This is a genomic window from Zunongwangia atlantica 22II14-10F7 (assembly GCF_002094855.1).
GTDB classification, from domain to species: domain Bacteria; phylum Bacteroidota; class Bacteroidia; order Flavobacteriales; family Flavobacteriaceae; genus Zunongwangia; species Zunongwangia atlantica.
Genome location: NZ_ARYN01000003.1, coordinates 216,569 through 233,804 on the forward strand (window position 1 = coordinate 216,569; position 17,236 = coordinate 233,804).

Annotated in this window: 20 protein-coding genes and 1 pseudogene; 12 read left to right on the plus strand and 9 right to left on the minus strand. The window is 34.7% G+C overall.

The window, feature by feature from the left end:
- Positions 1–9 precede the first annotated feature (9 nt).
- Entirely contained in the window at positions 10–1,602 is a 1,593-nt protein-coding gene (locus IIF7_RS04570; protein WP_084840495.1) for a M56 family metallopeptidase, read from the minus strand.
- Between the two features lies 1 nt (position 1,603).
- On the minus strand, positions 1,604–1,966 hold the full coding sequence (locus IIF7_RS04575; RefSeq protein WP_084840496.1) for a BlaI/MecI/CopY family transcriptional regulator: 363 nt from the start codon (positions 1,964–1,966) through the stop codon (positions 1,604–1,606).
- Between the two features lie 331 nt (positions 1,967–2,297).
- Here IIF7_RS04575 and otsB point away from each other — a divergent pair, with 331 nt between their 5' ends.
- On the plus strand, positions 2,298–3,086 hold the full coding sequence (gene otsB, locus IIF7_RS04580; protein WP_084840497.1) for a trehalose-phosphatase: 789 nt from the start codon (positions 2,298–2,300) through the stop codon (positions 3,084–3,086).
- Positions 3,087–3,192: 106 nt separating this feature from the next.
- On the plus strand, positions 3,193–3,696 hold the full coding sequence (locus IIF7_RS04585; RefSeq protein ID WP_084840498.1) for a DUF456 domain-containing protein: 504 nt from the start codon (positions 3,193–3,195) through the stop codon (positions 3,694–3,696).
- A 1-nt stretch (position 3,697) separates the two neighbouring features.
- On the opposite strand, the gene IIF7_RS04590 is transcribed toward IIF7_RS04585, so the two are convergent.
- Positions 3,698–4,888, minus strand: a complete 1,191-nt coding sequence (locus tag IIF7_RS04590; protein ID WP_084840499.1) for a GAF domain-containing sensor histidine kinase — start codon at positions 4,886–4,888, stop codon at positions 3,698–3,700.
- Between the two features lie 256 nt (positions 4,889–5,144).
- On the opposite strand from IIF7_RS04590, the gene IIF7_RS04595 reads away from it, so the two are divergent.
- A complete protein-coding gene (locus IIF7_RS04595; RefSeq protein WP_084840500.1) occupies positions 5,145–5,807 on the plus strand; it encodes a hypothetical protein in 663 nt (220 codons plus the stop codon).
- Positions 5,808–5,854: 47 nt separating this feature from the next.
- Here IIF7_RS04595 and IIF7_RS04600 read toward each other — a convergent pair whose 3' ends face one another.
- Genes IIF7_RS04600 through IIF7_RS04610 form a run of 3 tightly spaced genes read right to left on the minus strand, consistent with a single transcriptional unit; the run spans position 5,855 to position 7,652 of the window.
- Positions 5,855–6,559 carry an LrgB family protein gene (locus IIF7_RS04600; RefSeq protein WP_084840501.1) on the minus strand — a complete coding sequence of 235 codons (705 nt, stop codon included), beginning with the start codon at positions 6,557–6,559 and terminating at the stop codon, positions 5,855–5,857.
- Positions 6,556–6,891, minus strand: coding sequence for a CidA/LrgA family protein (locus IIF7_RS04605; protein WP_084840502.1), 336 nt, complete (start codon positions 6,889–6,891; stop codon positions 6,556–6,558). The genes IIF7_RS04600 and IIF7_RS04605 overlap by 4 nt, the downstream gene beginning before the upstream one ends.
- On the minus strand, positions 6,891–7,652 hold the full coding sequence (locus tag IIF7_RS04610; RefSeq protein ID WP_084840503.1) for a creatininase family protein: 762 nt from the start codon (positions 7,650–7,652) through the stop codon (positions 6,891–6,893). Before IIF7_RS04610 ends, IIF7_RS04605 begins: the two co-directional genes overlap by 1 nt.
- 127 nt (positions 7,653–7,779) lie before the next feature.
- Between IIF7_RS04610 and IIF7_RS04615 the strand changes: the two genes are divergently transcribed.
- Complete coding sequence (locus IIF7_RS04615) at positions 7,780–8,823, plus strand: flavin-containing monooxygenase (RefSeq protein ID WP_084840504.1); 1,044 nt, start codon at positions 7,780–7,782, stop codon at positions 8,821–8,823.
- Here IIF7_RS04615 and IIF7_RS04620 read toward each other — a convergent pair.
- Positions 8,811–9,647 (minus strand): universal stress protein, encoded by an 837-nt coding sequence (locus tag IIF7_RS04620; protein WP_084840505.1) that lies wholly within the window; start codon positions 9,645–9,647, stop codon positions 8,811–8,813. The two genes, IIF7_RS04615 and IIF7_RS04620, sit on opposite strands and share 13 nt — an antisense overlap.
- Before the next feature lie 194 nt (positions 9,648–9,841).
- Here IIF7_RS04620 and IIF7_RS04625 point away from each other — a divergent pair, with 194 nt between their 5' ends.
- From IIF7_RS04625 to IIF7_RS04645, 5 genes and pseudogenes are all read left to right on the plus strand, one after another.
- Complete coding sequence (locus IIF7_RS04625) at positions 9,842–10,756, plus strand: YihY/virulence factor BrkB family protein (RefSeq protein ID WP_084840506.1); 915 nt, start codon at positions 9,842–9,844, stop codon at positions 10,754–10,756.
- A 94-nt stretch (positions 10,757–10,850) separates the two neighbouring features.
- Positions 10,851–11,105 carry a hypothetical protein gene (locus tag IIF7_RS04630; RefSeq protein ID WP_139801264.1) on the plus strand — a complete coding sequence of 85 codons (255 nt, stop codon included), beginning with the start codon at positions 10,851–10,853 and terminating at the stop codon, positions 11,103–11,105.
- 56 nt (positions 11,106–11,161) lie between these two features.
- On the plus strand, positions 11,162–11,458 hold the full coding sequence (locus IIF7_RS04635; protein ID WP_084840508.1) for a TIGR03643 family protein: 297 nt from the start codon (positions 11,162–11,164) through the stop codon (positions 11,456–11,458).
- A gap of 5 nt (positions 11,459–11,463) precedes the next feature.
- Positions 11,464–12,021: a PAS domain-containing protein gene (locus tag IIF7_RS04640; protein WP_084840509.1), complete on the plus strand. Its 558-nt coding sequence runs from the start codon at positions 11,464–11,466 to the stop codon at positions 12,019–12,021.
- Positions 12,011–12,397 (plus strand): annotated as a pseudogene (locus IIF7_RS04645) (acyl-CoA thioesterase). Before IIF7_RS04640 ends, IIF7_RS04645 begins: the two are co-directional and overlap by 11 nt.
- 66 nt (positions 12,398–12,463) lie before the next feature.
- Here IIF7_RS04645 and IIF7_RS04650 read toward each other — a convergent pair.
- Positions 12,464–13,486: a hypothetical protein gene (locus IIF7_RS04650; protein WP_084840510.1), complete on the minus strand. Its 1,023-nt coding sequence runs from the start codon at positions 13,484–13,486 to the stop codon at positions 12,464–12,466.
- 251 nt (positions 13,487–13,737) lie between these two features.
- On the opposite strand from IIF7_RS04650, the gene IIF7_RS04655 reads away from it, so the two are divergent.
- From IIF7_RS04655 to IIF7_RS04665, 3 genes are all read left to right on the plus strand, one after another.
- Positions 13,738–14,472, plus strand: a complete 735-nt coding sequence (locus tag IIF7_RS04655) for an SDR family oxidoreductase (RefSeq protein WP_084840511.1) — start codon at positions 13,738–13,740, stop codon at positions 14,470–14,472.
- Positions 14,473–14,544: 72 nt separating this feature from the next.
- On the plus strand, positions 14,545–14,766 hold the full coding sequence (locus IIF7_RS04660) for a hypothetical protein (RefSeq protein ID WP_084840512.1): 222 nt from the start codon (positions 14,545–14,547) through the stop codon (positions 14,764–14,766).
- 231 nt (positions 14,767–14,997) lie between these two features.
- Positions 14,998–16,638 (plus strand): carboxylesterase/lipase family protein, encoded by a 1,641-nt coding sequence (locus tag IIF7_RS04665; protein ID WP_084840513.1) that lies wholly within the window; start codon positions 14,998–15,000, stop codon positions 16,636–16,638.
- Between the two features lie 157 nt (positions 16,639–16,795).
- Here IIF7_RS04665 and IIF7_RS04670 read toward each other — a convergent pair whose 3' ends face one another.
- Positions 16,796–17,158 carry a hypothetical protein gene (locus IIF7_RS04670; RefSeq protein ID WP_084840514.1) on the minus strand — a complete coding sequence of 121 codons (363 nt, stop codon included), beginning with the start codon at positions 17,156–17,158 and terminating at the stop codon, positions 16,796–16,798.
- Positions 17,159–17,236 lie beyond the last annotated feature (78 nt).

Genomic DNA, 17,236 nt, shown 5'->3' on the forward strand with positions numbered 1-17,236 from the left:
CTAATATTTTTAAGCCTGAACCTGAAAAGTTATTGGTAGAGAATAAACCGAAGTATGCGGAGTCGGCTTGTTTTGTGATGGAATCAACATAGGCATAGATTTAATTATCTTTATGGCTTCTTTTTCTAATTCTGGTTGTGGAGCCCTCGCTCTTACCTCTGTAATTGCCCCGTCTGCCGAAATTTTAAACTGTACAATGATACGTGTTAAACCCTCTAAGCCTAATTCTTTTCCTAAATTGGTATTGAAATTTCTTAATACGTAATTTGAGATCTTTTCTTGTGTACAAGCTTTTCTTTGCTCTTCATCCGTTATAGATGTACATGAACCAAAAACCGGTGGGTAATTTACTTTTTCATACGGAATACCATCGGTAATTAAAACTTCTTTTAAAGAATTATAACCTGGTTCCATCTCCTCAACTGGCTTTGATTTTAGATTCATATACATCGTGTATGCAACCTCGCCATCTTTGGATATTGTATGAGAAGAATAGTCCTGAGGCACCGTTTCTTCTTTAGAATGCACGGTATACGTTACGCTACCTTCGGTATAATCTATAGTAGACCAAAGCACATAATCTTCATTATTTTCCATTAAAAACTCCTCAGACTTTTCCTGAATAGCTAAACTTTCTGCTGTTCTATTTTCAGCTTCACCTTTCTTTACTACGTAGGTATACTCTTCTAAATTATTTTCTACATCAGAACGTTCTTCATTAGAGCATGAAACGTAAACTAGCATCATCGCAATAGCGGGAATAAGTAGTAAAAATTTAAGTTTTGATAATTGACCTGATTTTCTTTTTTGCAACATAACAATTCGTTTTTTGATTAATGATTTATCGAAAAATTGATTGGTGAATGAGAGATTTTGGGTTTCAAAAGCACTATTAAGTAACTGATTGAAATATTGTTTTTTAGAGGTTCTTTTTACTACCTCTTCATCGGCTATAAACTCGTGCAACAAAGCTATTCTATTCTGAAAAATATAAACTAGCGGATTAAACCAGAATACAACTTTTAAAATCTCGAAAAACACAAGATCCAGGCTATGTTTTTGCGAAACATGAATAAGCTCGTGCTCTAAGATTTGCTCTCGATCTTCAGCTGAAATTTCACTACCCAAAAAGATGGTCCTTAAAAATGTAAAAGCCATTTTAGAATTGGGAATTTCAATGATTTTAAAGTCTTTTTTAGTTTCGGTTTTAAACTGAAATAATTTCCATAAAATGCGCCATCTTTTGAAGAATAACGCCAAGCTTATTGTAATTCCCAAAACGTAAGCTAGCAACCACCAATTAATATTTAAAGACTCTTCTACCGGAATCCGGGCTGTTGATGTTTGTGCCAATCCGGGCTGAGTAGTTTCTATAAGAACTTCGGGCATCATCAGGTTTTGATTCGCAACCGGTACTACTTCCTGCGGAAATAAATCTGCGAAATACGGAATATGCAAAAAGGGTAAAAGCATTGCGATAACGGGTGTTACCAGCAAATACCAACGGTTTGCCGTAAAGAAGGTTTCTTTTTTAAGAAACAATTCGTACACCAGCAAAAATACCAGCTGAAAGATGATTACCTGAAGTAGATATTGAAACATATTACTTATCGTCTTTATTGATTTCTTTTAAAATGGCTTCTAAATCTTTAGTATCCATTTCATTTTTCTTCATAAAAAAAGAAACCATACTTTTAAAAGACCCATTAAAGTAATTATTAATCAATTTATTCATACTCTGGTCGCTATAGGTTTCTTTCGCTACTACAGGAAAGTAGATGTATCCTTTCCCCTTTTTGCGGTGATCTACAAATTCTTTGTTTTCCAAAATCCTTACAATCGTAGAAACGGTATTATAAGCCGGTTTTGGCTCTGGCATCTCTTCGATAATCGTCGCGACGTTCGCTTCCTTTAATTGCCAAAGAATTTGCATGATTTCTTCTTCTGCTTTCGTTAATTGCTTCATTTTTTATTTTTTAATAGGGTCTTTAATTTCATAAATCTTGAGTATCCGAAGGTCTTTTAGTAAGATTAATAGCAATTCCAAAAGACCTTGTTCTACTCATTTGATGAAACTGATAGTATTGATTGATGGAGCTAATATAAACTAATCATTTAGTTTAAACTAATCTGTTAGTTCAAAAAATTAAACTTTAACATTTTATGATTCTCCTTAAAAAGCTATTAAAGCATCCAGAATAATCGATTTTACTCATAACTTTAATAGAAAACTAACATAAATAGCTCCTAAAAGTTCTATCTTGAAACAACAAATTTTAGCATCACAATAATTAACTATGAAAACTTTGCAAGACCCGAAGCAGTTAGATTCGGCGATAGAAAACCTGGAAGAATTACAATCGAAATTCAGCAAAAATAAACCGCTTATTTTTTTAGACTTTGATGGCACCCTGGCTCCAATCGTAGAGAATCACGAAGATGCCGGTATGGACGATGAAACTCGAAAGATCGTAAAGAAACTCTCCCAAAAATATGCTATTGCGGTGGTAAGTGGTCGCGGTTTAAGTGATGTTAGGGACAAAGTTGGGCTTACAGATATTTATTATGCCGGTAGCCATGGCTTTGAAATTGCGGGACCTAATAATTTTGAAAAAGACAATGAAGAAGCTGAAAAAATGCTTCCGGTTTTTAACGAAATTGAGGAAATACTTCAGCAAAAACTAAGAGTAATTGATGGCGTAAGGTTTGAACGTAAAAAGTTCACATTGGCCATTCATTATCGCCAAGTAGCTGAAGATAAGATTTCAGAATTTCATGAAATCATAGAAAATGAAATCCAAAACTATCCAAAACTGCATAAAGGTGACGGTAAAAAAGTAGTTGAAATAAAACCGAATATCGACTGGCATAAAGGAAAAGCTGTTAATTTTCTTCGGAAAGAATTGAGCGAAGAAGAAAATCCATTTTCAATTTATTTAGGAGACGATACTACAGATGAAGATGCCTTTAGAGAAATGGAAAATGGGATTGGAATCCTGGTTGGGGAACACGCCGATGATTCTTATGCCGATTATCGCGTTGAAAATATAGAAGAAGTAAAACAGTTTTTAAATTCATTGCTTTAAAAAGCTATCAATTTACAGAAGTTAACCATCTACGGATATTATACCCTTTAGCGGTGCCAATAAAATAGATGCCAAAATTATATAAAATCAACACTAATTTTTAAGCATGACGATACTCCTTATAAGCCTGGCGGTGATTTGTTTAGTTGTTGGTATTATTGGCAGCGTTTTACCAGTGCTACCGGGCGTGCCTATTAGCTGGCTGGGATTATTGCTTTTTTATCTTATCCCGGGTATCGAAATTGATTACTGGTTTTTAGGAATAACACTTGTTGTTGCAATTGCAATCTATGTCTTGCAAATTATGATTCCCGCGATGGGAACTAAAAGATATGGCGGTAGTAAAGCAGGAATGATTGGTACCACTATTGGTTTAATCGTAGGGATTTTTGCACCTATCCCTTTTGGGATTCTTATTGGCCCTTTTGTAGGTGCATTTATTGGTGAAATTATTAATAAATCTGATTCTAAAACGGCGTTGCGTGCTGCTTATGGTAGTTTTATAGGTTTTCTAGCCTCGACATTTATGGAGTTTATGGTAGCGCTAATTTTCTTTGTTCTCTTTATTTATAAAGGCTGGAGTTATAGGGAATTTCTTTTCAGCTATTAAACTAGATATATCGCGGGATAGAAACATTAAATTTAGTACCGGTTTTTTCTTCAGAATTTATATCGATTTGCCCACCCATTTCCAGCACCAAATGCCTTACCAGTTTTAAACCTAAACCATAAGTATGCTCTCCTACCAGGCCTTCTTTAGCTTTTAATGCTGAATTCATGATATCTTCTATCGCTTCTTCCTTTAAAAAGGTTGTTTTATCATCTACAGTCACACTAAGCTTTGCCATATCTGAAGCTCCGCTGTTCTTTAATCCTATAAAAACCTTTATTTCTGAAGCTTCCTTGGCATAGGTAATAGCATTAGAGACAAGATTCCCTGAAATTTGAGTGATTTTTTGCCTTGAAAATCTCAAATTATGATTCCCTGGCAGTAATTCGATATTTAAAGATATATTTTTAGATTTCGCCAATCCGTTATATAAAGCAAGTAATTTATTCTTTAATTCGGTTATCGTAATACTCGCTTTTGCATATTCTAAGAACTCGTTATTATTTTTCTCTAAAATATCGCTAATAATATCCAAAAGCTCTGTACTGCTTTGTCCAGAAAGGTGAAGATATTGTTTTAATACTGAAACATCATCTTCGTCCTCAGCAAGTTTACTTAAACCAAGAACACCACTTACCGGCCCTCGAAGATCGTAACCCAATTCGCGTTGGGCTGCATGCATATCGTGAAAACGGCGATTTATTTCAGCCATTTTTTTAATTCCTTCTAGTTTTTCAACAATTTCAGCTCCAATAAGTTTTAAAGCTTGTTGCTGATTTTTATTCAAAGTATACCCAACCTCATCGATAATACAAAGCGCTCCTATGGCATTCCCTTCTGAAGTTCTTAAAGGCACTCCAAAATAGTAGCCATATTTTTCATCTAACGGAACATTAAATTTATCGTCATCTCTAAAATTTTCGACCTCTAGCGATTCTTTTTCTCCAATGGTATATTGGCAAACTGAATTTTCCCTTCGCATTACAACAGTATCCATACCGCTTGCCGCGATAGACCACTGCCAGTAAGAATCTAAAATATTCACTAAAGAAAGCTCGGCGCCCGTAATGCTAGAGGCCAGTTCCGTTAAATTTTTAAACATTTCCTGTAGGCTCTGGTAATCCAGGTCTAGTTGAGAAACTTCGAGAACTCTCTTAAACTCGGCTTCAGAAGAATCGTTTGGTGCAATCATACATTTGGTCGAAAATCATAGTAAAATACATATTTTCAGTTAAATAGACAACTTAATTAGTTTCAGAAAAACTATTTATACCTCTCTAAAAACCTAATCTAAAGTACATCTATTTTTTGAAATTTCACATTATAAAAGTTTATGTTAATTTGACCAAAACAAGCTAACTTCATAATTAACAAAGGTTTATGCGATAAAATTTAAGATCATAATAGGTCTTGAGTAATTTTACTTCAGGAACCAAAAAACTACAATTATGAAAAAGAATGTTATTAAATTATCTGTGCTGGCTTTTGCTCTTACAGGTATTGTAAGCCTTTCTTCTTGTAAGAATACTGAATCTGAAAATGATGTCTCTGAAGTTGATAATACAGATATGGAGCAGATGAATGAAAATTCAGATAATGCCTATCCATCTAATGCAACTGCAGAATATCTGGCTTATGTAGATCGCTCTACAGACGAATCTGAAAACAAACTTTATACTGAACAAGCCATTAATAAATTGGCCGCTGCGGTTGAAGAAAAATCTCAGGATCTAAAAGCAAATCCAAGCGATAGCTTAAGAACTATCCTTCCTGAAGATAATACTACTGAAATGGATACCACTATAACTACCGATAGTTTATACACTAAAGGACAAATTATTGTAGGTGTGCTGGAAAACTTACAAAAGGATAATTTCCCAGAATTATCTGAAGATGTGGAAAGCTTAAAAGCCAGCTGGAAAAAATTAGAAGAGGCTAAAAAAACTAATTATAAAGAGACCGCGGTAAATTCATTTTTCAATAAAGCAGCAGATCTTTTAGAGGAAATGAATACCAACACTACAGACGGTACTGTTACTGCAAGTTATGTAGGTAATGATTCTACTCAATATAGCACTGAAGCAGATACCATACAGATAGATAAACAGTAATTGGAATTGCCAAAGAAAGAACGAAGGTCGCCTTTTGGCGGCCTTTTTTATTGGGTAAAACTAAGCAGCCAAGCCAAAATGTATGGAGCTAACAAAGCGGTAATAATGCCGTTAAAGCACATCGCTAAACCGCTATAAGTTCCTGCGGAAGCACTAATTTCAAAAGCCCGGGCTGTACCAATACCATGTGCTCCAGTGCCTAATGCCGTGCCTACTGCCTTTTTATTTTTTACCCCTAATTTGTGAAGTACAACAGGACCAAAGGCATTGCCTAAGATTCCTGTTATGATTACAATCCCTGCAGTGATTTCTGGAATACCTTCAGTGATCTTAGTAATCTCTATCGCGATAGGCGTAGTTACCGATTTTGCGGCTAAAGACCGACTAATAATTTCAGGAGCATTTAAAAGCACTAAAAATAGAACTACGGAAATAATGCCTACAATGCCGCCAACAAATACCGAAATAAGAAATATCTTTAAATCACGTTTTACTTCTTCTAACTTCTCGTATAAAAATACTCCCAAAGCCACTACAGATGGCCCTAAAAAGAAACTAATATATTTTGCCCCATTGTTATAGGTTTCAAAATCTATATTAAAAATAAACAAAACCGCTATTATCAATATTGCTGAAACCAGCACCCTATTAAAAATAACAAAATCGAATTTCTCTTTTAATTTTCCTGAAAGGAAATAAGCCATTAACGTAAGGGTAACTCCAAAAATGGGAAGCGCAAAAAATGCTTTCATTTTTTATCCAGTTTTTGATAAATCGCTCCAGTGACATAAATAGACAGCAAAGTACTTAAGATCACGGCAACCGAAACCGGAATCCAATAGGCTGCAATAATATTGGCGTAAACCATTAACCCTACTCCATACGGAATAAAGAAAACAACCAAATACTTCACCAGAAAATCTGAGGCTGGTTTTACATCTTCCAGCTTTATAATTTTAAAGAACAACGCCAAAAAAATAAGAAGCATCCCTATAATATTTCCTGCAATGGGAATCGCTAAAAAGTAATGAATTAGTTCTCCCAGAAAAAGAAAGCAAAAAATATAGATCAAGGATTTAAGCATTACTCATAAAGATTATCTACATCTGCATGATGTAATTCTACAAGAAAATCGGCAATTTTAGAGCTTACCGCTTCTACGAACTTTTTACCCTTTTCGGCGGTTGCCTTTTTAGGATTTCCCACTCCGGTATCACGGCTAACTTTTGTCCACTGTCGCTGGCTGCTTACCCAACCTTCTCTAAGCCCTTTAATTTTATAGCTCTTAGTAGCGCCATCACCAGCTTCTTCAAGTGGCAACACAAGTTCTGGAGCCAAATGCATTACAACAGCTGTTTCTAATTCACCGGCATGATCTCCGGGATCATCAAAAAAAGGAGTCGCATCCAAAACCTGAAACCAATTCAGGCTACAGGTAAAAATATCTGGAAACTCTAAGCTAAGCTCCCGGATCATTTGCTTAAAATGATTCCCTCCATGAGAATTAAAAATAACCAGCTTTCGTATACCACAATTATTTAAAACCTGCGCCACATCTTTTAAAATTGCGTATTGCGTAGAAGGATTTAAATTCATACAAAATGGAATATCCATCTGCCCTGTATTCACTCCGAATGGAATTGTAGGCAGCAACAAAACTTTAGCACCATTATCCCAAGCTTTTCTGCAGGTTTCCTTCGCCACACCTTCTGCTTCAATATTATCTGTAGCGTAAGGTAAATGGTAATTATGTGCTTCAGTAGCGCCCCAGGGCAAAATAGCTATTTCGTAATGCTCATCTTTTACATTTTTCCAGTTCGTTTCAGCAAGGATATAGGGTTTCATAATTTATCAACATCTAATTAAATATGAATTTACGACTTATATTTTCAACTAAATAATTAAAAAACAAGGTTTTTTTTATATAATACTTAAGTTTACACACTATAAAGGCAATCTTACAAAACAAACCATGTTCGATTTTATAATTATTGGGGCAGCCCAGGCTGGCCTAGCAATGGCGTATTACCTAAAAGAAGCCGGGTATCATTTTCTTATCCTTGATAAGGAAGAAGAAATTGGTGCTTCGTGGCTTAATCGTTGGGATTCTCTAAAATTATTTACTCCAACAGAATTTAATCATCTGCCAGGCATGGATTTTCCAGCCGAAAAAGGTCATTATCCTTCTAAAACCGAAGTTGCCAATTACTTTAAAATTTATGCTGAAAACTTCGAATTTCCGCTACAGTTAAATACGCTGGTGACTTCAGTAAAAAAAGAAAAATCCAGCTTTTATATTGAAACCGAAAATCAACAATTTCAGTCGAAAAATGTGATTATAGCTACAGGACCTTTTCACGTTCCTTACACTCCCCCTTTTCACAAAAAAATAAGCTCTGAAATTTTCCAAATTCATAGTAATTACTATAAAAATGTGGCGCAATTAAAAGAAGGAAACACACTTGTTGTTGGTGCTGGGGATTCTGGATTTCAGATTCTCGATGAAATTTCAGCATTGGGGCAAAAAACCTATTTTTCAGGAGCTACAGATGTAAAAGTGCTTCCGCAGGAATTTTTAGGAAAAACTTTATGGTGGTGGTTTACAAAAACAGGATTTTTAAGCTTCAACAAAGATTCCTGGATTGGTAAAAGAATTAGTAAAAGCAGGCAACCTATTATTGGAACCGATGTAAAAGAGATCTTATCGCGAAAAAATGTTGAAGCTGTTGGTAAAACTATCGATGCTGAAGATGATCTTATTTCTACTGAAAAAAAAGAGATCACAAATATCGCCAATATCGTCTGGGCTACAGGTTACCGACCTAATTTTAACTGGATTGATGGTTTAGAGCTTACCAAAGATGGTTATCCAAAGCATAAACGAGGCATTAGTAACACTAAAGGACTATATTTTATAGGCCTCCCGTGGTTACACACCCGTGGATCTGCAACTTTGGGAGGTATAAAAAATGATGCAAAATTTTTGTTCGATTTTATCGAAAATCAGCCTTCGTGACGCTTATAATTTTCGGTTGGTAATACCAAAAACGGAATTTTAACATTATAAGCAACCTCGTGAACTAAAGAGCTAAACAATAGCTTTTCAATAAAAGTATGCTTGTTTTTAACCATTACCAGCATTTCTACAGGATTTTGTTTTTGATATTCCTGCAAAGCATCCATCACGCTATCACGATTTATACGGCCAAAAATATATCCGTAATCATCAAAACATTTTTGAAGTGCAGCTTTTGATTTTTCCTGATTTTCATCTAAATCTCTTCCAAAGCTTACGTTTAAGATATGTACTTTAGATTCAAACTGTTCTACTAGTCGTTTTAAAAACCATAAATCGTATTCAGAAAAATCTAATTTCAGGTCGTTAGGAAACAGGATATTTTTGGGTTCTTTATACGTTGCCCCGGCAGGAATTGCCAGCAAAGGACATTTAGCTACTTTAATAGCATGCACGGTATTAGTTCCAAAAATAAGTTCGCTACCACCCTGAGCGCCTTCTGTACCCATTATAATTAAATCGATAGACTGTTCAGCCACACGATCTTTAATTTCTTCGTGTAACATTTTAAAGGTTGAAACTAATTCGAATTCGTGATATTTATTTGGAAACTCCTCTTCGATTTTCTTTAAAAAACGAGATAAATTTTTAGTTGAATTTTCTTTATAAACACCGTACAAACTACTGTAGATTATAAAATCGGCATTATAGAGCGTATTTAGCAGAATAAATTTGGTTCTGGAATTTTTAAATAATTGCAATGCATATTTAATGGCATTATATGAATTATCTGAAAAATCGGTTGGCAAAAGCACAGTTCTCATGACTAATTATTTTATGTCTAAATTTACGAATCTTGCCTTTGCCTAACTATGATTTTGGTCATAATCACCATCTGCTGGTAAAATTTAAAGCATCACTAAGTTAGTTACGGCTTTAAAATATTTATAATTAACAGGCTATTAGCAGCAAGCTTCAATTTTATCTTTAATTTTTGCATTAAGCCAAGATCATTTTAATGAAAAGAGAAGCAATAGATACTAAAACCAATCACAATCCTTTTAAACTTTCGCCAAAAGGCTGGTGGGAAGTAGTAAAGCAGGTAAAAAATGAGATCTCTGCAGATAAGGTAAGTATTGTTTCAGCCGGGGTTGCTTTTTATGCATTTTTAGCCACTTTCCCAGCAATTATGGCGTTGATCTCTTTGTATGGATTAACCACAGATCCTCAGGAAATTCAACGGCAAATAAGTGAACTTTCAGCAATGATGCCACAACAGGCTTTCGAAATTTTGCAACAACGTATCGATGTATTTCTTGAAACACATGGCGACAAACTTGGTTGGGGAACCTTATTTGGAATACTATTTAGTATTTGGAGTGCCAACAAAGGCACAAACGGTTTGCTAACAGGAGTAGATATCGCTTACGATACTACAGAGAATCATAATATTTTTAAGCAATATTTAATGGCCTCGATTTTTACAGTTGGTGGCCTGGCTATGCTTATTTTAAGTATGATTTTAATTGTAGGCTTCCCGGCATTGGTTCATAAAATTGGATTACCAACATATCTTGAAGATTTAATTAGCTGGTCACGTTGGTTGATATTGGCCTTTTTAGTGAGTATTTTTTTATGTTTAGTGTATAAGTTTGCACCGGCAAGGCCAAAACCGGCAAATCGATGGGTAATTCCTGGTGCATTATTTTCAACTTTTGTGTGGTTGGCTGCATCTTATGGCTTTTCCTTTTACGTGAGCAACTTTGGGAATTATGGCGAAGTTTATGGTTCAATTTCAGCAGTTGTAGTCTTATTGCTTTGGCTTTACATCACTTGCTTCATTATTTTATTGGGTGCTGAAATTAATACTGAAATCGTCGATTATCTAATTTCTGAAAAATTAAAAAACAACAACAATTCAACAAAAAACTAAATTAACAACCACTAAATAATATAATTGTTAAAATTAAAGGTTAAAAAATAATAAATCATTAAATTACAAGGTATTCTTTCCAAATTTAATGATTATGAAAAATGATGCTTCTAATGAGACTTATGTTGAATACCGTGTTGCTAATTTTATTCTTGCCAATCACCTTACTTATCAAAAAAATAAAAGGGGAAAATTGTTAAGCGATAAGCAACTTAATTGCAGAAGTTTTAAAGCAAAATTCTTAAAGCTTAAAAAGTCGAAAGTCCCAAAACACGCTATCTCCTCAACACCAATTGTTTTTACCTGCGGTTATAAAGTGATAAAAAACACTTCATATATTCTAAATTAAATTATAATATTTTTTGTGTTCAACTTTATCATTTTATCTTTAAACAAAAGTTGAATATGAAAATTGCTGAAAAATTTAATCTTTCTGAACGACAGATAGATCGCGTAATTGCCATGGCCTGGGAAGATCGTACTACTTTTGAGGCTATAGAATATCAGTTTGGACTTACAGAAAAGGATGTGATAAAATTTATGCAGGAGCAAATGCACCCCAGAAACTGGAAAAAATGGCGTGCAAGAGTTCAGGGTAGAAAAACAAAACATCAAAAATTACGGAATTTTGAATCGGGCAGATTTAAAAGTAGCCAGCAACGGCAAATAACGGGTAACCGAATTTCTAAAAAGAAATATTAAAAACTATGGCACCCGAGAAAGAATACAACTTATCGTCTTTAGATATTTATCTAAGTAAGCAGCATAAAACTTTTAATGACCTAAAAAGCTTACGCCTGCATCCACTTTGCAGTATGGATATTTTCGCAGATTATTCAGATAAAATAAAAGAAGAAGCCAGGCGGAATACTGAGCTGGAATCACTTAAAGCTTTTGCTGAAAAATATCATTGGAGCACTTCATTAAATTTTATGCTTAATCAGGATTATGAAGCTTTGGTATTAACCAAAAGAGATCAAACTATCTTATGGACCAATAAAGGCTTCAGCACTATGACAGGTTATCCGGCGAACTTTGCTAAAGGGAAAAAACCAAATTTCCTTCAGGGAAAAAACACTTCCGCAGCAATTAGAAAAAAGATAAAGAGCAAGGTAACTTTAGAAAATAATTTCTCTGAAATATTGGCCAATTACCGAAAAAATGGAGAGGAATATTTATGCAAAATCGATATTTATCCTATTAAAAATTTAGATCAGCAGGTCACTCATTTCTTAGCCCTGGAAAAAGAAGTTTATGAATATTGAAGAACGTATCGAAAAATAGACAACCCATCTTTTTAAAGCTGTTTTTCCAAATACCACCAATCATTACGACACTCTTTTTGGCGGTACGGCTATGCAAATGATGGACGAGGTTGCCTTTATCACTGCAACACGGTTTAGCAGACAACGTATGGTAACCGTTAGTAGCGATCGCATCGATTTTAAAAAACCAATTCCTGCCGGCACCTTTGTAGAATTAATAGGAAAAGTGACCAAAGTTGGTAATTCCAGTTTAAAAGTTAGTGTTGAGATTTTTACTGAAGAAATGTATTCTAACCATCGCGAACAGGCTGTAAAAGGAGAGTTTACTTTTGTTGCCATCGATGAAGATAAAAAACCAGAAAGCCTTAGACTATAAAATCCTAAAAAAAATAAAAGCCATGAAAAATTTCATGGCTTTTGATTTTTGGGCAAAAAAGGTTTACTACTCTGTGTAAAAATAAACGGCTGAAGCGCCAGATAAACTGTTATTAATTTGTGGAGATCTATTTCCACTCGTTGTGCTAACATCAGAGAATGCAAGCACTCTACCTCCACCATTTGCTACTTCAGCAATAAATACAGCATCATAATTAGAATCATATACAACATTTACAGGATTTCCAAGGTTGGTGTTTCCACCACTAACCCTCATTTGGTCCTCGATAGAAATCATTCCCCCATCCATAGTTGCGTTAAACTTACTGTCGAAATTTGTAATAACATGAAAACCTCCATCTGAATCTGAAGCTGCATCACCAATATCTGTCATTATCATAGTTCCTCCGTCATAATCTAAACCATGTGTTCTAACAATACCTTCTACCTCTACGGTTTTAGATGCTGAAGCTTCCATATCTGTCATATAAGTTGAAGAAAAATTGGTAAACACTGCAAGCATATTGGTGGCATCAACTACGGCATAAAGATCGTTATCAACAAATTCTATCCCCCAAACCTTAAAATCTACGCTTACCACATTTCTTAATTGAAAGCCCGAAGAGGTTTTAGTATAAATAAAGAATCTTCCATCTGCAGTGGTATCATCGCCATCTACATCTGCATTATCTGCTACAACATAAATATTTCCGTTTACGGCAATATCACGCGGACTTTGTAAATCTGAAGAACTTGATAAGTCTAAGCTAAGATTTAAATCTACCCCGGTTTCTAAACCACCAATATCTAAATAGCTCTCCAAACTTGCTGAAGATCGTGAAACAATAGTAAAAGAATCATCGTCGCCATCGTAATAAATACCTTCTGCATCATCTGAAGAGGTTTCGTAGCTTGTTGTTTCACCATTATTAATATCATAACGGGTTACGCTACCATTATGACTGGTTGCATATAAATGTGCAGTTTCTGAAGTTTCTACAGGAGTTCTTCCCATGCTGTCGTCATCGCTACATGAAATCATCATTGTTCCTGCAGCTAACATAAAAATTGGCCTAATAAACTTTTTCATATTAATTGAGTTTTTTGTTGTTCAGATACTTACGCAAATATGCTTAAAATAGTTTTCTAAAAAATCTTTCAGCTTTCCTAAAAAACTCACATATAATTGATTTTCAGTTATTTAAATATAAAATAGCTTCAATTTTTAACTTTGTTTTATTAAAAGATTAAGATTGTTTTACCTGAGATTGGATAAAAAAATTGCGTCATTCATATTGGATAAAAGAAGTTTAAATCGATTTAAATGAATGTAAAGATTATATGATAGTAAAAGACAAAGTCGCTTTAATAACTGGAGCAAGTAGCGGAATAGGAAAAGCTATTGCCATAAAATTATCTGAAGAAAACTGCAAAATCGTCCTTGCTAGCAGAAATGTCAAAAAACTTCAGGAAATTCAGAAACAATTAAAATCCGATAGTATTACTATCGAAATGGATGTAAGCCAGACAGAAAGTGTGGCCAAAGGTTTTAAAAAAGCTATCGCTAAATTTAAAACAATAGATATTCTGGTAAATTCAGCCGGAGTAATGCCTTTAACCTATTTAAAAAACCGCCACTTAGATGAATGGTTGCAAACCATCGAGGTAAATGTAAAAGGAACATTGCGCTGCATTCATGGCGTATTACCATATATGAAGAAAAACGAGGGCGGTCACATTATTAATATTTCTTCTGTAGATGGTAAAGAGGTGTATCAAGGTGGTGCTATTTACGGCGCATCAAAATCGGCCATTATCACTTTATCCAAGGCGATGCGAATGGAGCTTTCTCCTGAATATAATATAAGAGTCACCTGTATCGAACCAGGAACGGTAGATACCAGTTTAAGAAATAATATCACAGACGAAGAATTACTGAATGATAAAAACTACAATAACGCAGCTGAACCAAAATTAGAAGCTAACAATATTGCAGATGCTGTTCTTTACGCTCTCTCGCAACCCGATAGTGTAAACGTGAACGAACTGCTTATAAAACCAACTGGAAAATCTTAAAAATTTTAATTCTGAATCCAATAAAACAGACTCAGAATCTAATCATTAACCAAAATAAAAACTATAAATACTATGAAAAATCAATTGAAAAAAACCGGAAAATGGGCTGCTGGATACCTTGCGGCTAAAGCAGGAAAAAGAGTAGTGGCCAAAAGTGGCGTTGTAGGACTTGGAATTGGTGCTGCAGCAGGTTTAGGTTACTTAGGCTATAAACTTTTTAAAACCAAAAAAGATCAAGACGATATTAGCCAGAATTACCATGAAATTAAAGGCGAAAAGAAAATTGTGGTGTAAAACATCCAATTTTAGCCAATAGAAATTACAAGGAATCATAAAATATCTCGAATATTGAGTAAGCCGGAATTTCCGGCTTTTTTTATGTTTACTTTTTAAGCAATGGTCGTATATTTAAAGAGTGAATCGATCCAAAACTCTTAAAGCATAAATCAAAGAGCATTTTGTAGCTTCTAAATGAGCTTTAAACGATTTCAAATAAGCATAAAAGTCTAAAAACTACAAGTAATAATGAAAAAAATCATACTCTTATTCGCAGGTATAAGCCTTTTTACTTCATGTAAAAATACCGGCGAAAACAAAGAATCTGAGGAAAATAATCTTATCGTTTCAACAGAAAATGGAAAAGTTGAAGGTTTTTTAAATGAAGACCAATCGGTTAGAAAATACTTTGGGATTCCTTTCGCGCAACCTCCAGTTGGGGATTTACGATGGAAGGCGCCACAAGATGCCAAAAACTGGAATGATACATTAGCTACAAAAGAATTTAAAAATAAACCCGTTCAGGCGAATGTGTTTGGGGACATGAAATCTCGTTCTAATGGGATGAGCGAGGATTGTTTGTATCTAAATGTTTGGACGCCAAAAGAAACTTCAGAAGAAAAACTGCCGGTTCTTGTTTATTTCTACGGAGGCGGCTTTGTAGCCGGTGATGCTTCAGAACCTCGCTATGATGGCGAAACCATGGCTAAAAAAGGAATGCTTGTAGTTACCGTAAATTATAGGTTGAACATCTTTGGCTTTATGGCGCATCCAGAACTTAGTGAAGAAGCTTCTTATAAAGCTTCAGGAAATTATGGATTGTTAGATCAACAAAAATCACTGGAATGGGTTCAGGCTAATATTGCAGCTTTTGGAGGCGATCCTAAAAAGGTAACCATTGCAGGAGAATCTGCCGGATCGATTTCGGTAAGTGCTCAAATGGCTTCGCCTTTGTCTAAAGATTTAATTAATGGCGCGATTGGCGAAAGTGGTGCTTCTATTCATCCAACTCTTGCTCCTATATCTTTGGAAGAAGCTGAAAAAACCGGAATCGATTTTGCTGAACAAATTGGCGCTAACTCGCTGGCAGATCTTAGAGCGATGAGTACCGACTCTATTTTTATGCTTTACCAAAAATCGGGTAGATTTGGTTTCCCTGCAGTAATTGATAATTACTTTTTACCAAAATCACTTCCAGAAATTTTTGAAGCCAAAGAACAGGCACAAGTTCCTTTACTTGTAGGATGGAATTCTGCTGAAATTCCAGGAATGGGTGTGATGCAGGGATTAGAAAACACTCCAGAAAATTTCATTAAAAAAGTAAAAGAGATTTATCCTGAAGATTACGAAGAAGTATTAAATCTTTATCCACATACCACTAATGAAGAAGTAATCCTTTCAGCAACAAAACTAGCTTCAGATCGCTTTATTGTTTACAGTACCTGGAAATGGTTCGATCTTCATCGCAAAAATTCAAATGCTCCTGTTTATCGTTATTTGTACAGTAAATTAAGACCAGAATTAAAAGATCAATCTAAACAACCGGGACTTGCCGGCGGAACTCAGGAAAAAGACGAAAATACTCCTGAAGCACCAAAAGCGATTGGCGCACCACATGCGGCAGAGATCGAATATTTTATGGGGAATCTTGATCGCATAGAAGATTATGCATGGACAGAAGAAGATTATAAAGTTTCAGAAACGATTCAGGAATACCTGGCGAATTTCGTTAAAACCGGTAATCCAAATACCGAATCTTTACCAGAATGGCCAAAAGCTGAAGCTAATGATGAAACTCCACCTGTAATGATCTTAGATACCGAATCTAAAGCTGAAAATGCTGAAGATGATAAACGATTTTTATTTTTAGATAAGGATTACACAAAGTAATCGCCAAATATATGCCTTTATAAAAAAGAAAGCCCTCTAAAATTAGAGGGCTTTTTTGATCTTAGTAAACTACCTCAAGTCTAGCCAATGAAAGCTTTGTTTGAAAATAAACTTTAATTCAAGCTAAGCTTCGAAGTATTTAATCTTGATTACCAAGTTAATTTTGGCGTCTATCTCGCATCCTGCCACGCATTTGCTCACGGCGCTCTTCCTGCATTTTAGTATATTTTTTAAACTGATCTTCAGTAAGTAATTCTTTAAGATCTTCGTCTCTCTTTTCAGAAAGTTTTCTCATTTGCTCAAAACGCTTACTACGATCTCCGTTAGAATTTCGAAGCGCTTGTAATCCTTCAGTAAAATCTTTATTGATTTCTTTATACGCCGGGATTTGTTCTTCATTTAAAGCCAAAGCAGCAATTTCTTCTTCCTGCATTTTCTTTAAGACATCTTCAGACATTCTTCCCTGAGCAAATACTTGAGCTCCAAAAAGAAGAAATAAACCTAAAATTATTTTTTTCATGATTTAAACTGGTATTAAGTTACTACAAGCATTTGACTCTTAAATAATTAATTAGTTTAAACCATAAATCTTAAAATT

Excerpts from the sequence above, each read along its gene's own strand:
- IIF7_RS04570 (WP_084840495.1), bottom strand. The coding sequence starts at position 1,602 with ATGTTTCAATATCTACTTCAGGTAATCATCTTTCAGCTGGTATTTTTG.
- IIF7_RS04575 (WP_084840496.1), bottom strand. The coding sequence starts at position 1,966 with ATGAAGCAATTAACGAAAGCAGAAGAAGAAATCATGCAAATTCTTTGG.
- otsB (WP_084840497.1), top strand. The coding sequence starts at position 2,298 with ATGAAAACTTTGCAAGACCCGAAGCAGTTAGATTCGGCGATAGAAAAC.
- IIF7_RS04585 (WP_084840498.1), top strand. The coding sequence starts at position 3,193 with ATGACGATACTCCTTATAAGCCTGGCGGTGATTTGTTTAGTTGTTGGT.
- IIF7_RS04590 (WP_084840499.1), bottom strand. The coding sequence starts at position 4,888 with ATGATTGCACCAAACGATTCTTCTGAAGCCGAGTTTAAGAGAGTTCTC.
- IIF7_RS04595 (WP_084840500.1), top strand. The coding sequence starts at position 5,145 with ATGAAAAAGAATGTTATTAAATTATCTGTGCTGGCTTTTGCTCTTACA.
- IIF7_RS04600 (WP_084840501.1), bottom strand. The coding sequence starts at position 6,559 with ATGAAAGCATTTTTTGCGCTTCCCATTTTTGGAGTTACCCTTACGTTA.
- IIF7_RS04605 (WP_084840502.1), bottom strand. The coding sequence starts at position 6,891 with ATGCTTAAATCCTTGATCTATATTTTTTGCTTTCTTTTTCTGGGAGAA.
- IIF7_RS04610 (WP_084840503.1), bottom strand. The coding sequence starts at position 7,652 with ATGAAACCCTATATCCTTGCTGAAACGAACTGGAAAAATGTAAAAGAT.
- IIF7_RS04615 (WP_084840504.1), top strand. The coding sequence starts at position 7,780 with ATGTTCGATTTTATAATTATTGGGGCAGCCCAGGCTGGCCTAGCAATG.
- IIF7_RS04620 (WP_084840505.1), bottom strand. The coding sequence starts at position 9,647 with ATGAGAACTGTGCTTTTGCCAACCGATTTTTCAGATAATTCATATAAT.
- IIF7_RS04625 (WP_084840506.1), top strand. The coding sequence starts at position 9,842 with ATGAAAAGAGAAGCAATAGATACTAAAACCAATCACAATCCTTTTAAA.
- IIF7_RS04630 (WP_139801264.1), top strand. The coding sequence starts at position 10,851 with ATGAAAAATGATGCTTCTAATGAGACTTATGTTGAATACCGTGTTGCT.
- IIF7_RS04635 (WP_084840508.1), top strand. The coding sequence starts at position 11,162 with ATGAAAATTGCTGAAAAATTTAATCTTTCTGAACGACAGATAGATCGC.
- IIF7_RS04640 (WP_084840509.1), top strand. The coding sequence starts at position 11,464 with ATGGCACCCGAGAAAGAATACAACTTATCGTCTTTAGATATTTATCTA.
- IIF7_RS04650 (WP_084840510.1), bottom strand. The coding sequence starts at position 13,486 with ATGAAAAAGTTTATTAGGCCAATTTTTATGTTAGCTGCAGGAACAATG.
- IIF7_RS04655 (WP_084840511.1), top strand. The coding sequence starts at position 13,738 with ATGATAGTAAAAGACAAAGTCGCTTTAATAACTGGAGCAAGTAGCGGA.
- IIF7_RS04660 (WP_084840512.1), top strand. The coding sequence starts at position 14,545 with ATGAAAAATCAATTGAAAAAAACCGGAAAATGGGCTGCTGGATACCTT.
- IIF7_RS04665 (WP_084840513.1), top strand. The coding sequence starts at position 14,998 with ATGAAAAAAATCATACTCTTATTCGCAGGTATAAGCCTTTTTACTTCA.
- IIF7_RS04670 (WP_084840514.1), bottom strand. The coding sequence starts at position 17,158 with ATGAAAAAAATAATTTTAGGTTTATTTCTTCTTTTTGGAGCTCAAGTA.